11 protein-coding genes and 1 pseudogene are annotated in these 15,028 nt (G+C 75.1%); 3 read left to right on the forward strand and 9 right to left on the reverse strand.

The annotated features are described in order from the left end of the window. Positions 1-6: 6 nt before the first annotated feature. The 3 genes from AQJ27_RS45960 to AQJ27_RS45970 form a co-directional block, all read right to left on the reverse strand. Entirely contained in the window at positions 7-840 is an 834-nt protein-coding gene (locus tag AQJ27_RS45960; RefSeq protein WP_067383524.1) for a phosphopantetheine-binding protein, read from the reverse strand. Positions 841-1,104: 264 nt separating this feature from the next. Beyond that, positions 1,105-1,929, reverse strand: coding sequence for an AfsR/SARP family transcriptional regulator (locus AQJ27_RS45965; RefSeq protein ID WP_067383527.1), 825 nt, complete (start codon positions 1,927-1,929; stop codon positions 1,105-1,107). Positions 1,930-2,257: 328 nt separating this feature from the next. Further along, positions 2,258-3,922 (reverse strand): acyl-CoA carboxylase subunit beta, encoded by a 1,665-nt coding sequence (locus AQJ27_RS45970; RefSeq protein WP_235613930.1) that lies wholly within the window; start codon positions 3,920-3,922, stop codon positions 2,258-2,260. 151 nt (positions 3,923-4,073) lie between these two features. Between AQJ27_RS45970 and AQJ27_RS45975 the strand changes: the two are divergent. Continuing rightward, positions 4,074-5,030: pseudogene (locus AQJ27_RS45975) on the forward strand (RNA-guided endonuclease TnpB family protein). A gap of 113 nt (positions 5,031-5,143) precedes the next feature. Here AQJ27_RS45975 and AQJ27_RS45980 read toward each other — a convergent pair. Beyond that, positions 5,144-5,338, reverse strand: a complete 195-nt coding sequence (locus tag AQJ27_RS45980; RefSeq protein ID WP_067383529.1) for an acyl-CoA carboxylase subunit epsilon — start codon at positions 5,336-5,338, stop codon at positions 5,144-5,146. 591 nt (positions 5,339-5,929) lie between these two features. Between AQJ27_RS45980 and AQJ27_RS45985 the strand changes: the two genes are divergently transcribed. Together AQJ27_RS45985 and AQJ27_RS45990 are read left to right on the forward strand one after the other, a co-directional pair. Further along, positions 5,930-6,751 (forward strand): AfsR/SARP family transcriptional regulator, encoded by an 822-nt coding sequence (locus tag AQJ27_RS45985; RefSeq protein WP_054231258.1) that lies wholly within the window; start codon positions 5,930-5,932, stop codon positions 6,749-6,751. Positions 6,752-7,162: 411 nt separating this feature from the next. Beyond that, positions 7,163-7,645, forward strand: a complete 483-nt coding sequence (locus tag AQJ27_RS45990; protein ID WP_235614097.1) for a GNAT family N-acetyltransferase — start codon at positions 7,163-7,165, stop codon at positions 7,643-7,645. Between the two features lie 733 nt (positions 7,646-8,378). On the opposite strand, the gene AQJ27_RS45995 is transcribed toward AQJ27_RS45990, so the two are convergent. The 5 genes from AQJ27_RS45995 to AQJ27_RS46010 form a co-directional block, all read right to left on the reverse strand. Further along, on the reverse strand, positions 8,379-10,592 hold the full coding sequence (locus AQJ27_RS45995) for a condensation domain-containing protein (protein ID WP_079065787.1): 2,214 nt from the start codon (positions 10,590-10,592) through the stop codon (positions 8,379-8,381). 60 nt (positions 10,593-10,652) lie between these two features. After that, positions 10,653-10,964: a hypothetical protein gene (locus AQJ27_RS56970; RefSeq protein ID WP_159064588.1), complete on the reverse strand. Its 312-nt coding sequence runs from the start codon at positions 10,962-10,964 to the stop codon at positions 10,653-10,655. A 141-nt stretch (positions 10,965-11,105) separates the two neighbouring features. After that, positions 11,106-12,134, reverse strand: a complete 1,029-nt coding sequence (locus tag AQJ27_RS46000) for a 4'-phosphopantetheinyl transferase family protein (RefSeq protein ID WP_235614098.1) — start codon at positions 12,132-12,134, stop codon at positions 11,106-11,108. Positions 12,135-12,478: 344 nt separating this feature from the next. After that, positions 12,479-14,200, reverse strand: a complete 1,722-nt coding sequence (locus tag AQJ27_RS46005; protein ID WP_159064589.1) for a hypothetical protein — start codon at positions 14,198-14,200, stop codon at positions 12,479-12,481. Positions 14,201-14,288: 88 nt separating this feature from the next. Next, positions 14,289-15,028 (reverse strand): aromatase/cyclase (locus AQJ27_RS46010; protein WP_107120731.1); only part of this gene is annotated, 740 nt, incomplete at its 5' end.

The raw sequence follows: 15,028 nt of genomic DNA on the forward strand, positions 1-15,028 counted from the left end.
GGTCCGTCAGGCGGAGCGGGCCGCCAGCAGGGCGGCCGCCTCGTCGATGCTGAGCACCTCGTCACGTACCGCGTCGAGCAGCGCGTCCAGATCGACCCCCGCCGCCGGCAAGACGGGGGCGCCGTCCGGCGCCGGGCCCGCCGGAGACGGCCCCGGCTGCCCGGCCGGGACGGCAGAAGCCGCGCCACGGCGGCCGGACGCGGGCGCGCGGTGCCCGCGGTGCGCCGCCCGCGCGCTGACGTACGCCGCCATGGCCCCGAGGTCGGGCTGGTCGTAGAGCAGGTCGGCCTGCTCGCTGAGGCCGTAGGTGCGGTTGATGCCGGCCAGGAACTCCGCGGCCAGGATCGAGTCCAGCCCCAGCGCCGCGAACGGCGCGCTCACGTCGATGTCCCCCGGCCGGCAGTGCAGGATCCCGGCGAGCTGCTCCCGCAGCGTGTCCGTGACCGCCTCCACGCCCACATCAGCCACACCCGCATCCACACCCGCACCCGCGGCCGCGGCCACATCCACGTCTGCCTCCGTGTCCGTGTCCGTGGGTGTGGGTGTGGGTGTGGCGGGGCGGGGGGTGGCGAGTTCGGCCGCGACGTGCCGGGCCAGTGCCTGGGGTGTCGGGTGCTCATACAGTGCGGTGGCCGCGATCCGGGTGCCGTAGCGGGCGTTGAGCGCGGCGACGAACTCGACCGACAGCATCGAGTCCAGGCCCAGCAGCCGGAAGGGCTCCTGCGCGTCGAGGGTCTGCGGCTCGATACGCATCATGCCCGCCAGCACCGCGGTGAGCTCCGCGAGCACGTCGGCCACGGGCGTCGGCGAGGCCGCGGGCGGCTGAGGGACGGATGTCATGGTGGGCGTCTCCAAGGGTCGTATCCCGGGTGGCCGTTGTGGCATTGTCGGCGCCGCCGGCACCCCGCCACATCCCCGGCCGTGGTGATCCCCGCCGGCGGTGACTGGCTCCCGGGAACCAGCCGCCGCCGCGGCCCTCCGCCCAAAGAATGAGCCGCCCGCCGGCGCCGTCACCGCATCACCCCGCGCACCGCCCCGCGAAAGCCGCCCTGCCGTGCCGGCCCGCGCGGGTCCGCGCCGTGTCCGCGCCGTGTCCGCGCCGTGTCAGCGGACCCGTGCGGGTGTGGGCGGGCCCGCGCCGTCGGCGGGGGCGGGCGCGGGCGCCGCCTCCGGCGCCGCGGTCTGGATCGAGTGCTGCAGCCGCCGCAGCCGCGGCGAGGGCTCCAGGCCCAGGTCCGCGTCGAGGGTGGCGCGCAGCTGGTGGTAGACGCTGAGCGACTCGCTGCGCCGCCCCGAGCGGTGCAGGGCCAGCATGAACTGCGCGTGCAGATTCTCGTGGGTGCGGTAACGGCTGGTCAGCACGGTCAGCTCGGGCAGCAGTTCGCGGTGGCGGCCCAGCCGCAGGTCGGCCTCGATGCGCTGGTCCAGCGCGCACAGCCGGCTCTCCTCCAGCCGCCGGGCCTCCATCGCCAGCTGCGCCCCCGCCTGGACGTCGGCGAACGCGGTCCCGGTCCACAGCGCCAGCGCCCGGCCCAGGGTGCGGGCCGCCTCGGCGAAGGCGCCCTGGTCCATGGCCCGGTAGCCCTCCCCCGCGAGCCGCTCGAAGGCGCGCACGTCGCTGCTGCCGCCGCCGGAGGCGAGCAGATAGCCGCCCGGCAGGGTCATCAGGACGTCCTTGGCGGCGGCCCGGTCGTCCCCCAGCGCCTGCGCGATGAGCTCGCGCAGCTGCAGCACGTACGTCTGCAGCGTGGTGCGGGCGCTGCGCGGCGGGGCCGCGCCCCACAGCTCCTCGGCGAGGGCCGCGACCGGCACCACCTGGTCGGCGTGGAGCGCCAGCAGAGCCAGGACCTGCCGTGGTTTCGGCGCGGTCGGGGTGATGGACACCCCGTTCTCCCGCACCGCCAGTGCGCCCAGTACGTCGATGTCCACGCCGTCTCCCCTGGTCGGTGTGCCGTGCCGCACCCACGATTACAAAACAGCACGTCCGGTCTGTCAATACTAGACCGTTCGCGCTGTTTCTATCGGGTGACGGGCCGGCAGCAGACCGGCGGCGGACGGGTGACAGGCCGCCGGGACGCCGGAATCCCCCGGTCCGCGCCCTCCGGGGCGGGGCCGGGACCCGGCTCCGCCCGCCGCGGCCGACGGCCCGCAAAGCAGACCGCCGGGTCTGCTCCGGGACAGGAAGGGGCACAGAGAGACGGAAAGGGGAAGTCCGGGGCGGGGAGAGGCGGCGCGGGACGGGGGGCGGGGGCGGGGGTTACTGCGGGGGGTTGCCGTGTTTGCGGGAGGGCAGGTCGGCGTGTTTGGCGTGCAGCATGGCCAGGGAGCGGATGAGGACCTCGCGGGTGGCGGCGGGGTCGATGACGTCGTCGACCAGGCCGCGTTCGGCGGCGTAGTAGGGGTGCATGAGTTCGGCCTTGTACTCCTTGACCATGCGGGCGCGCATGGCCTCGGGGTCGGCGGCCTGGGCGATCTGCCGGCGGAAGATGACGCCTGCCGCGCCTTCCGCGCCCATCACGGCGATCTCGTTGGTGGGCCAGGCGTAGGTGAGGTCGGCGCCGATGGACTGGGAGTCCATGACGATGTAGGCACCTCCGTACGCCTTGCGCAGGATGAGCGAGATCCGCGGCACGGTCGCGTTGCAGTACGCGTACAGCAGCTTGGCGCCGTGCCGGATGATCCCGCCGTGCTCCTGGTCAACCCCGGGCAGGAACCCGGGCACGTCCAGCAGGGTGACGATCGGGATGTTGAAGGCGTCGCACATCTGCACGAACCGGGCGGCCTTCTCGGAGGCCTCGATGTCCAGCACGCCGGCCAGGGTCTGCGGCTGGTTGGCGACGATGCCCACCACCTGGCCGTCCAGACGGGCCAGCGCGCAGATGATGTTCCGGGCCCAGCGCTCGTGGACCTCCAGGCAGTCGCCGTCGTCGACGATCTCCTCGATGACCCTGGCCATGTCGTAGGGGCGGTTGCCGTCCGCGGGGACCAGGTCCAGGAGACTCTCGCCGCGCCGTCCGGCCGGGTCGCGGGGGGTGGTGTGCGGGGGGTTCTCGCGGTTGTTCTGCGGGAGCATCGACAGGAGGTAGCGCACCTCCGCGAGGCAGGTCTCCTCGTCGTCGTAGGCGAAGTGACAGACGCCGGAGGTCTCCGCGTGGACGTCGGCGCCGCCGAGCCCGTTCTGGGTGATCTCCTCGCCGGTGACCGCCTTGACGACGTCGGGGCCGGTGATGAACATCTGCGAGGTCTCGCGGACCATGAACACGAAGTCCGTCAGCGCGGGACTGTAGGCGGCGCCGCCCGCGCACGGGCCGAGCATCACCGAGATCTGCGGGATGACACCGGACGCCTTGGTGTTGCGCTGGAAGATGCCGCCGTAGCCGGCGAGCGCGCTCACACCCTCCTGGATACGGGCACCCGCGCCGTCGTTGAGGGAGACCAGCGGCGCGCCGGCCGCGATGGCCATGTCCATGATCTTGTGGATCTTCGTGGCGTGCGCCTCGCCCAGCGCGCCGCCGAAGATACGGAAGTCGTGCGCGTAGACGAAGACCGTACGGCCCTCCACCGTGCCCCAGCCGGTGACGACACCGTCGGTGTACGGCTTCCTGGCCTCCAGGCCGAACCCGGTCGCCCGGTGCCGGCGCAGCTGCTCGACCTCCTGGAAACTGCCGTCGTCCAGCAGCAGGGCGATGCGTTCCCGGGCGGTCAGCTTGCCCTTGGCGTGCTGCGCCTCGGTCGCCTTCTCGCTGGGTCCTCGCAGCGCCGCCGCACGAATCGCGTGCAGCTCGGCCACGCGCCCGCGGATGTCGGCCGGACCCGGTCCGGCCGGGGCGGGGCCCGTGACGGGGGCCGGGCCCTGGGCGGAGACGGGACCCTGGGTGGGAGTGTGGGCGGGGCCCTGGGTGCGGGCGGGGGCGGTGGTCATCTGTTCCCTCCGTGGATACTCCGTCCTTCAGGGCGGAGAGGAATCGGACTCCTGCGGAGCAGGGCGGGGAACGGCGATCCGCCGCCAGGGCGGATCGCCGTTCGCGGCCAACTTCCCGCAGAGAGTCACTAGTTGATGCGATGGTTGGTGAGTGGTGAGCACTCACGTGAAGCGGGCGTATCGGTACCGCTTCTGTCCGACAGGTGCGCAGGCGGCGGAGCTGTCGCGCACGTTCGGGTGTGTGCGGAAGGTCTGCAACCTGGCGCTCGCCGCCCGCACCGAGGCGTGGGCGCGTCAGGAGCGGGTCAGCTACCACCAGACGTCGGCGATGCTGACGGCGTGGAAGAAGACCGGGGAACTGGCCTACCTGAACGAGGTGTCCTCGGTCCCCCTCCCGTAGACGCTGCGGCACCTTCAGACGGCGTTCACCCATTTCTTCGGCAAACGGGCGAAGTACCCGCGGTTCAAGTCGCGCAAGAAGTCGCGCAGGAGTGCGGAGTACACCTCCACCGGCGAGAAGATCGCCAACCCCCGGCACGAGCGCCGGGACCGCACCCGCCTCGCCAAGGCCCAGCGCAACCTTGCCCGCAAGGCCAGCGGCGACGGCGCCAACCGCAGGAAGGCCCGGCTCAAGGCCGCGAAGATCCACGCCCGGACCGCTGACCGGCGCCGTGACACGCTGCACCAGATCACCACTCGGCTCGTCCGTGAAAACCAAACGCTCGTGATCGAGGACCTGGCCGTGCGCCACATGGTCAAAAACCACCGGCTCGCCCGCGCCGTCAGCGACGCGGCATGGAGCGAGTTCCGGAGCATGCTGGAATACAAAGCCCCGTGGTACGGGCGCGAAGTGATCGCCGTGGACCGGTGGTTCCCCTCCTCCCAGCTGTGCTCCGCCTGCAACACCCTGCAGGACAGGATGCCGCTGAACGTCCGCACCTGGACGTGCGACTGCGGCATCACCCACGACCGCGACGTGAACGCGGCGCACAGCCTTCTGGCCGCCGGGCTGGCGGTGACAGTCTGTGGAGCTGGCGTAAGACCTCAACGGAGTACTCCGGACAGGCAGTCGGCAACGAAGCAGAAACCCTCACGGCGCGAGCCGTAGGAATCCCCCTCCTTCAACAGGGGGAGAAAGTCAATGCCATGTCAGGTCCCTTCCTGGGGCGGGGAGTTCCGCATAACCGCTGGCCACGCCGGGCCCGGAGGGTGCGGGGGGTGTCACTGCCAGCTGCGCGGGGCCCGGCGGGTGCGGGGCCGCCACCAGCGGGAGCCGTTGACCGGCCTGCCCCGGCGGGGGAACGCGCCGCCCGCGCGCAGCGCGAGCAGCACCACGGTCAGTGCGGCCAGTTCCTCGTCGCTGGCCTGCCCGCGCTCCACGCGCAGGACGGGCTCGTGGTGCTCCGGCGTGCCCATACCCCTGCCTCCTTCGGTCGTGGGGACACCGTCGGCCACCGGGCTCAAGAACCGCTCTCACTGCGCTCGAAGAGCACTGCACACGGCGGCGGACCAGGCGCGGGGGCGTGTGCGGGGCGGGGGCGGGGCGGGGGCGTGTGCGGGGGCGGGGGGAAATGCTTCGGCCAGCCGCCGCCCGGGCGGCCGGGCGGATGGAGGGGCGGCGGGGGGCGGGCGGCGGCGCGGGCGGCGCGCGGTGCGGCGCGTATGCGGCGGGGGCGGGGACATGGTGTCTTGACTGCGCCGGTGGCGGTGATTACGGATCCGGGCGGCCCCGCGCCTGCGCGCGGGAAAGGGGGGACGACGGTAGCCGTGTGGAGTGCGGCGACAGCGGAACCAGGAGTTCTCCCCGAGCGGCCGTACACACGTTCTCCAGCGCGCCGGACGCCGTACGCGGCACCGGACTTGGAAGTCCGCTCGAGAACGGGTCCAGGAAAACGCTGGACGGGGACGGCCGCGGCTAGCGTGAGCGGCGGCGCGGGTTTCCGGCCAACACAGCGGGACGGGACAAGGAGCTCGACGACATACGGAATGCGGAATACGGAGGAGACCGTGAGGATTCAGGTTCTGGGTCCGTTGAGTGCCGAGGTCAACGGGGGATCCATCGTTCCGAGCGCGGGCAAGCCGCGGCAGATCCTGTCGCTGCTGGCGTTGTATCCCGGGCGGGTGATGCCCGTCCCGACCCTCATGGAGGAGATCTGGGCGACACAGCCGCCGCAGAGCGCACTGACCACACTGCAGACCTACATCCTGCAGCTGCGCCGGCGGCTGGGCACCGCGATGGGGCCCGGTGCGCCGGGCGGCGCCAAGGAGGTGCTGGCCACCCGGCACGGCGGCTATCTGCTGCAGATCCCGCCCGACTGCGTCGACGTGCACCAGTACGACCGGCTGACGAGGGAGGGCCAGGCCGCCTTCGAGAGCGGCGACGACGAGGTCTCCGCCGCCCGTTTCAAGGCGGCCCTGGGCCTGTGGCAGGGCCCCGCCCTGGTCGACGTACGGCTGGGGCCGGTCCTGGAGATCGAGGTGGTGCGGCTGGAGGAGAGCCGGCTGGTCACCGTGGAGCGGCGCATCGACGCCGACCTGCGGCTGGGCCGGCACGCCGAACTCATCGCCGAGCTCATCGAACTGACCGCCCGTCACCCCCAGCACGAGGGACTGCACTCCCAGGCCATGGTGGCGCTCTACCGCTCCGGCCGGCAGGCCTCCGCGCTGGAGGTCTACCGCCGGCTGCGGGTGCGGCTGATCGAGGACCTGGGCGTGGAACCCTCACCCCAGCTGCAACGCCTCCACCAGGCCGTCCTGACCGTCGACCCCCAGCTGGACGTCCTCGCCGGCCCGCGCCACAGCTCCACCTACGACCTGTTCACGGCCTGACAAACCCGCCCCCGCCCCTGCCCGCCCCCACCGCGACTCGCGGCAGGGGCGAGTCGCGGCGGGGGCGAGTCGCGGCAGGGGCGGGAGGGATGCTGCGGGCCGGCGGCGGGGCGGGCACCGCTCACCGCGGTATCCGGGGTGAGCGCACAACTGGAGGCGTGCACGGCACCGGAGCGGTGCATGGCCCCGGCCACCGCGGTGGCTGGTGCGGCGTCCGGCTGCCCCGCCGGGCGGCTCCAACTGGCCCCGGTCCGGGGGTGGCTGGTGAAGACCAGGCGTCGCGAGGCGGACCCGGGGGGCGGTTTGATCCGGGCTCACCGGGGCGGCGGAGGTGCACAACGCGGTGATGACCCAGGGCTGCGGCCCCTCGCGCGGATGACGTTGCCGGCCGGACCACAGCACAATGCGCGGGTGGACAACAACATCACTATCCGTCCGGCCGCTCCTCATGAACTGGACGCCGTGGCCGAGCTCCGATGGCAGTGGATCCTCGAAAACGAAGGTGTGCCCGTCACCGAGCGGGAAGAGTTCGTGCAGTACTTCATCACGTGGGCGCGGAAGAACACGTCCTCGCATCGCTGCATGGTCCTGGTCCGTGATGAGGTGATCATCGCAATGGCCTGGCTGGCGGTTCTTCAGCGGGTGCCCAGTCCGCGCGCGCTGCAGCGGGCATCAGGCGACCTGCAGTGCGTGTACGTGGTTCCCGGTGAGCGTGACGGCGGCCTGGGCGGCCGGCTCATCGACGCCGTCCTGGCCAGGGCCGGGGAACTGGGACTGGAACGAGTCACCGTGCACTCCAGTCCTCGCGCGATCCCGGCCTACTCCCGCCACGGTTTTGAATCCTCCCCCCGTCTGCTCCACGCCCACGTCGCCCGCACCACCTCCTGTCCCTGACGGCCTGTCCCTGACGGCCGGTGGCCCTGCGCCGCTTCGTCCCGTTGCTCCTGTCCGCGCCGGTGCGGGCCGGGCGCCAGGACCCGGTGCCGGTCCCGGTCAGGGTGGCGTTCCGGTCCCGGTCAGGGTGGCGTCGAAGTGAGCCGGTCCACGGCCACCGTCGCACCGCAAGGCCCAGGGCGGGGCCAGCCACTTCGCCTCGCCCCCCGGTGCGCCCGGACACCCCTTCCCGCCGGGGCCAGTCGGAGCTGCCTCGGCGGCCCCGACTCGGCGGGGCGGCTGAACACCGCCCCGGCCTCGCTGTCCGGATACACGCCGGAAGCCGGAGACCCCTTGACGCCGGTGCGAGGCGTCCCGCCCGCCGGCGGCGAGTCCGGGGATGCCGCCGCGCTGCATGACGGAGGCCTTCTCCGCCCAGCCGCGTGCCCGCTCGCACGAGGGCAGCGTGGGAAAGCCCCGCTGAGCTGAACACCGTGATGAGACAAGGCCGGTCCCAGCTCCGCGGGCGGCCAGGCGCCCGGCACCGGCCGCAGGGCGGCGCTCTGTACGCCGGGCGCCCGGCCGGCGTGCGGGTGAGCGGGGAACTCCTCGCGCGCGCCGCCTGCCGGACGGCGGGCAGCGGCACGAGCCCGCCGGAAGAAGGGGAAAGCGCCACCACCGGCCTGCCGGATACGCGACGGCGAGCGGACGTGCGCCCGGCCTGGGCGGGAGCAGTTCCCGGGGCGGGGCGGGTTCAGGGGGGCGGGGTGAGGACGGAGCGCACCCCCCGGGCGAGGGCGGACGCGCTGGCGGCGGCGTCGCCGATGCCGGTCATGACCACGGCCAAAGCCGTGCCGGGAGCGTGCGGCGTGCGCTGGGCGAGTTCGTAGGCCGCCCTCCCCCCGGGCCCGCACCCGCACAGCACCAGGCGCCGGCCCGCCCCAGGTGCCCGGTGCAGCGCGGCCGGCAGCACGCCCGGCGCGCCGTCACCGTGCACGGCCACGATCTTCTCCGGGCCGCGGTGGCCGCGGACGAACAGGTCGTAGCTGCCCGCCGGCACGCCCGGGGCGGTGACCAGGCAGATCACGTCCGCGTGCGGATGCCCGGGCCGCAGCACGGTCAGGGCGGGCTGCGGCGCGGGCGGCACGGGCCGGGCCATGCGCGGTATCGCGGCCCGGGCCAGCAGGTCCAGCAGCTGTCCGGCACTGGCCCCGGCCTGCCGGTGCTCGGGCAGCGCGCGCAGCAGGCGTACGCACTGGGAGTGCAGGGCGGCGGCGTCCTCGTCCGCCAGCTGCGCCCGGTCGTGGAACAGGCCCAGGACCAGACCGCCCGCGGTGTCGTGCCGGGCGGCGAGGGTGAGGGGCCCGCCGGTGGCGCCGGCCGCGCTGCGGGGGGTGTCCGCGTGGACGCCCTGGGCGGCGAGTTCGCCGCGCAGGACCTTCGGCAGCAACAGCGGGCCGTCGAAACGCACCAGAGTGCTGCCGGCACCGCAGACCGCACCAGCACCCCCAACAGCACCCGCAGCAGGGCCCTCAACGGAACCTCCGACAGGGCCGGGGACGGGACCGGCAGCAGGGCCGGGGGCAAGGCCGGCAGCAGGGCCGGCGGCGGGCGGGCGGGGGGCCCACGCACGGATCGTCTCGGTGCAGGCCCACGGGTAGGCGGCCAGGTCCAGCAGCGTGTCGCGGACCTGGTGCAGCAGGTCCGCGAGCGGGGCGGCCGGATCGACGGTCACGGTCATCGGCAGCGGGCTGTCCAGCAGGCCGGGAATGCCCGCGGCACCCGGCAGGGCGATGTCCCGGCCCGACAGCTGCACCCCGAAACTCACCGGCAGCGGCCCCGGAACACCCGCCGCCCGGTACAGCAGCAGCGCCCACACCACATGCAGCGCGCTGGACTCGGCGGCGCCGCGCAGCGCGGCCCAGGAACGCAGCCGGAAGGTCTCCGGCGCCCGCAGCCGGGTGTGCAGCAGACCGGGCCCGCTCTGCCCGGTGGCGCCGCCCGGCCGCCCCGGACGGGTGGCGGCCCGCGGCGGCGGCACCGCGCGGGCCCAGAACTGCCGCGCGGCCGTGGTGTCCTGGCCGGCCAGCCAGCGGGCATGGTCGCGCAGATCGGGACGGCGTTCCCCGCCCGGCAGGACACCGCCGCCGGCGTAGGCGCGGTAGAACTCCCGCAGCAGCAGGTGCACACCCCGCTCGTCGAGGAGGGCCGGGTGATAGGTCAGCAGCACCCGCGGCGGCGCCGCGCCCGCACCCCCGCCGGGCTCCGCCCCCAGCAGGGTCAGGCGCAGCAGCCCCGGCCGGTGCAGCGCGAACCCCCGCGCCCGGTCCCGCCGCAGCAGCTGGGACCAGGTGACAGCGGCCGGGGAACACACCGCGATGTCCGCCTCGGCCCGGGCATGCAGCACCAGACGCGGCGCGGCGACCCAGTCGAAACAGGCCCGCAGCACACACTCCCGGTCGACGACGGACTGCCACGCCGCGGCGAACCGCGCCACGTCCAAAGGCCCGGACCAGTCCCAGTACAACTGCTCGACCCCACCACCGTCACCACCGTCACCACCGTCACCGCCGCCACTGCTGCCGGTGGGGCCGGTGCCGCTGCTGGTGCTGGTGCCGGCGGGGGTGAGGGCGGCGCGCAGCAGGGTCTGCTGGTGCCCGGTGACCGGGAGGATCTCCCCGCCCGGCGGGGGCGGCGCCAGCAGGTCGGCCAGCAGGTCCGCGGGCAGCGCGGCGACCCCGCCCGCGGCGGGCGGGGTCAGGCGCAGCGTGTGGTGACCGGGCCGGTGACTGTCCAGCGCGACACCGAAGGCACGGTGGCGCTGCGCGAGCCGGGCGGCGACCGTCTCGGCGTCCGCCGGGCCCAGCGGGCCGCGCAGTTCCAGGACCAGCGGACCGCCCGGCGACAGCGCCACCGGCTCATGGACCACGGCAAGAACAGCACCCTGCGGCACGTCCTGGCTGCTCATCCGCCCTCCCGGACCCCAGGACCCGCCCCCGCAACACGGCGGACCGGCCCCCCGCACCCCTTACCCGACCAGCAGGACCAGCAGGACCAGCACGGCCGGCAAAGCCGGCAGGACCGGCGAGGGCGTGTGCAGGACACGCACAGCAGGCACGCCAGGCACGGCGGGCACGGCAGGCCCGGCGGGCACGGCCACTGCGGGTGCGGCAGCCGCGGGCGCGGGCGCGGGCGGGACGGCATCGGGCGGGGTGACGGCGGACGGGCCGGCCGGGCGGTGGACGCGGGCCGCGGCGCCCGGCCCGCGACGGGCCGGGCGGCGGCGAAAGCTGCCGCCGGGACGTCCCGCGGCGGCGCCCCGCACGGAGACAGGCCGCACGAGGGCAGGCCGCACGAGGGCAGTCCGGGCAGGGGCAGGCCGCACGGGGGCAGGGGCGGGCCGGGCGGGCCGGGCGGGCCGGGCGGGCCGGGCCGGGTGCGGTGGGATGGCTGCACGGTGGTTCACGACGCCCGCCTCTCGTCATGTCGGCTGTGCGCCGGAGCTGCCCGGCAGCTGCCAGCCTAACGTCGCCGCAGGTGGGAGGCCTGTTTCCTCGAGCGGGTATGGAGCGGGCCGCGAAGCGGTCTCGATTTCCCGCGGCGGACGGCGGGCGCTGCTGACCAGATACCGGCCGTGGACGAGATGGGTGGCCAGAACCCACCGCGCCGCACCGTCCGGCTCGCCGGCCAGGACCGTACGGCCCTGCTCGTCACGGCGGAACCCGACCGCCGAGAAACGCCGCCGCATACCGTGCCCGAGCGCCTTGGTGTAAGCCTCCTTGAGGGTCCACAGGTGCAGCAGCCGCAGCGCCCGCTCGTCCTCGCCCAGCGCGGCGAGCTCCGCGGCCTCGTCCGGGGTGCACACGTAGGGGTGCAGCAGCTCGAAAGAGGGCCGGCGGGTGACGGGCTCGGCGTCCACCCCGATCGGCCCGCTGCGGCTGATGCCGACCACGATCAGCTCGTCGGTGTGGGCCAGGCTCACCTCGGCCTCGGCCAGGCCGCGCAGATGCGGGCGGCCGCCCGGCCGGTAGGCGAGGTCGAGGGCGTCCGCGGGGACCTGGAGCGCGGCGGCTGCGGTGTGCTTGAGGACCATCCGGGAGACGGCGAACCGCAGCCGGCCCGCCGGGGCGGCCGTCTGCCGGTAACGCGGCCAGTCACGGCCCAGCAGAGACCGCAGCCCGGGATCCAGCAGCGCCGCCGCCAGCCACTGCCCCCAGGTGGTGTGCACCAGGACATGGCCCTGCCCGGCAAGCCCGTCGTGCACCTGCTCCCACGGCCCGTCCGGCCCCGCCACGTGCACCAACGGCCCCGGCGCCAGCCCAGCCAGCCCCCCGGACCCCCACCCGGCCGGCACACCCGGCGGCACACCGGACGGCAGACCGGCCGGCCAACCGCGCGGCACACCGGGCAGCGGACCGGACGGCGGACCGGACGGCGCACCGGGCAGCGGAACAGGCGAGGTCCCCGGCGCCAGACCGGACGGCAGTGCGGGCAGCAGCGGGCCGGGCACCCGCTCTCCCCCGCCCTCCCCCGCCCCGTTCCGCCCCGGCCCCCCAAAACCCCGGCCGCCGGAACCCGCCCCGGCGGACACGGCCCCGGGAGGAGGACCGGCCCCGGGAGGCACAGTCCCGGGGGACACAGTCCCCGAAGATGCGGTCCCGGGGGGTGTGGTCCCGGGAGATGCGGTCCCGGGGGGTGCGGTCCCGGGAGATGCGGTCCCGGGGGGTGCGGTCCCGGGGGGTGCGGTCCCGGGGGGTGCGGTCCCGGGGGGTGTGGTCCCGGGGGGTGCGGTCCCGGGGGGTGCGGTCCCGGGGGGTGTGGTGCTGCCCGGGCCGTCGGCCGGGCTGTGCCCGCTCACCACAGCAGCCGGGTGGCGTACACGTCGCAGTCCACACCGCGGCGGACGCGGTCGGCCAGTTCCGCCCAGACGGGTGCACGCGGGTCGGGGGCCGGTCCGGGCAGCGGCACGCCCAGCCGTCCCGCGATGCCCGACAGCGCGAGCAGCGCCCAGTGCGTACCGCCCAGAAACAGGCCCCGGCCGTCATCGGCGGCCTCCCTGACACCGAGCACGGCGGCGGCCAGCCACAGCAGGGCCTGCCGGTCCGCCAGCGCCCGCGCCGCCACAGCACCGGGATCCGCTCCGGCCGTGCGGCACGGCCGGCGCAGCGCGCGCTGCTCGGTCAGCAGCCGCCGGGCCAGCGCCCCCAGCGCGGCACGGTCCGAATCCCCGCCGTCCCCGCCATCCGCACCGTCCGCACGGGCGGCACCGGCGCGCAGCAGACCGGACAGCACCACACTGTCCCCGCCCAGCTCATGCCCGCCCGGCTCATGCCCGCCCGGCTCATGCCCGCCCGGGGCAAAGCGGCCGGACTCGTGCCCGTCCGGGGTGTACCTGCCCCCCTGCTCCCCGGCAGCGGCAACGCCGGCGGCGGGGGTGGGCGGGTCGGCGAGCCGGAAGGGGGCGGGGACCGGGCCGTGGTGCGCGGTGCGGGGCTCTTCGGCCGCCAGGGCCGGCAGGGCCCTGGCCAGGCAGGCCTGCCAGTACGCGGCGCCCGCCGCGTCCACCCCGGCCAGGGGAAGGTCACGGGTCAGTTTCGCAAGCATCCCGCCCCCGGTACCGGCGGGCCCCTGGCCGCACTCGGCAAGAACCAGTCCCAGCTGCGCCAGTACGTCGGCCAGCACGGTCGGCACCACGTAGCCGGCCACCGCGCCCAGCAGTCCCGCCCCTCCCCCCGGCCCCGGCCCCGACCCGGGGGCGGCCAGGCTGCGCAGCGCCACACAGGTCAGGCTCTCGCAGGCCAGCAGGTCGGCGAAGGCGGCGGCGAGCACGGGCTGCCACTGCCGCAGAGCCGGCTCACCGCGGCCGCGGCCGGCCACGGTGAGCGCGGCCTGGCGCAGCACGCTGCCGGCGGCGGCCACCAGGGCCGCCGGGCCGAGCAGCGCGGCAGGCACCACACAGGACACCGGGGAGGACTCCCCGGCCTGCCCCCGGGCACGCGAACCGGGCCCGCCCCACGTGCCCGCGGCATGCCCCAGGGCCAGATCCCGGCGCAGGAGCGGGCGCAGGGCACGTACCCGCTGGTCGGCGGCGCGTACCCGGTCCACACCGGCCGCCGTAAGGAGCACGCCCGCCCGCCCGGCCCACCCCTCCCCCACCCCCACCCCCGCAGACCCCGCAGAGGCGGCAGAGGCGGCAGACCCGGCAGAGGCGGCGGACCCGGCAGAAACGGGGGCGGCGAGGGCGGGCAGGCTGTAGGGGTTGGCCGCGTCACGGGGATCGCCCAGCAGTACCTCCAGCCGCAGCGCGGCGAGCGCCACCCAAAGCGGCGGCGGCAGCGCGGCATACCGGTGCGCCAGCGCTCCCGGGACCGGCCCGGCCAGGCGGACGGCACCCCCACCCCCGCCCCCGCTCCCCGCCTCCTGCCCTGCCGACGGCACCGCCGGCCCGGACGCCGCGGCGGGCGGCCGCGCGGTGAAAGCAGCCGCGGACGGCGGGACCGGGGCCGCCGGCCGGGCCGGCCGGGCAGCAAAGGCAGAGGCGGATGCGCTGGACGCGGCGGGCTGGGTGACGGCCATGACCGGCCTCCTGTTCATCGGGTCACCTGGTCATCTGATCGACTGGTCGGCTGTTCATCGCAGGTCATCTGTTCACCGGTTCACCTGTTCACCGCAGACGGCGCACGGTGCTCTCGGCATGCCACTTGGCCAGGCCCAGCGTCTCGGTACTGGCGCGCGACAGCCAGGCACGGACATGGTCGCGGGCCTCGAGCAGACCGGTGCCCGCACCGAGCACCCGGCCGACGGCCTCCTCCCGGAGCATCACCTGGTGGGCCGCGACGACCGTGACCCCGGACGCGTCCGGCAGCAGCGACCACTCGCCGCTGTGGGCGGCGATCAGCCCGGGCGTGAGCGTCTCCTTGTAGACGATCCGCCCGGCGTGCGGGAAACACAGCCGCACGGCCCGCGTGCTCACCGTCCGCCCGCCCGGCGCGGCACAGGTGTCCAGGGACACCACCTGGATCCCCGGCACGTCCTCCCGCACACCCGCCCGCTCCACATGCGGAACCCGCCCCGGCCACTCCCCGATCCGGTAGAGGAAGTCATAGACCAGCTCCGCGGGACCCTCGATCCGCACCCGGTCCTCGAACGACAGCAGCAACTCATCCAGCCGCTCCCACCACCCGGCCGCCCGCCGCACCTGGGCCAGCCGGCGGTACACGTCCGCCTCCGCCTCCCGGCCGGCACCGTCACCGTCCGCAGCCGCCACCAGCAGCCCGCGCTCCTGACGCAGGCCCAGCACACACTCCGTCTCGCCCGCCGGCCGCACACTCCACACACCCGAGATCACACTGCCGGGCCAGACGGCATCCTCCTGCTCGAACACAACCGCCCGGACATCGGGAT

It is taken from the genome of Streptomyces olivochromogenes, from assembly GCF_001514115.1.
Classification (GTDB): domain Bacteria; phylum Actinomycetota; class Actinomycetes; order Streptomycetales; family Streptomycetaceae; genus Streptomyces; species Streptomyces olivochromogenes.

Excerpts from the sequence above, each read along its gene's own strand:
- AQJ27_RS45960 (WP_067383524.1), bottom strand. The coding sequence starts at position 840 with ATGACATCCGTCCCTCAGCCGCCCGCGGCCTCGCCGACGCCCGTGGCC.
- AQJ27_RS45970 (WP_235613930.1), bottom strand. The coding sequence starts at position 3,922 with ATGACCACCGCCCCCGCCCGCACCCAGGGCCCCGCCCACACTCCCACC.
- AQJ27_RS45980 (WP_067383529.1), bottom strand. The coding sequence starts at position 5,338 with ATGGGCACGCCGGAGCACCACGAGCCCGTCCTGCGCGTGGAGCGCGGG.
- AQJ27_RS45995 (WP_079065787.1), bottom strand. The coding sequence starts at position 10,592 with ATGAGCAGCCAGGACGTGCCGCAGGGTGCTGTTCTTGCCGTGGTCCAT.
- AQJ27_RS46005 (WP_159064589.1), bottom strand. The coding sequence starts at position 14,200 with ATGGCCGTCACCCAGCCCGCCGCGTCCAGCGCATCCGCCTCTGCCTTT.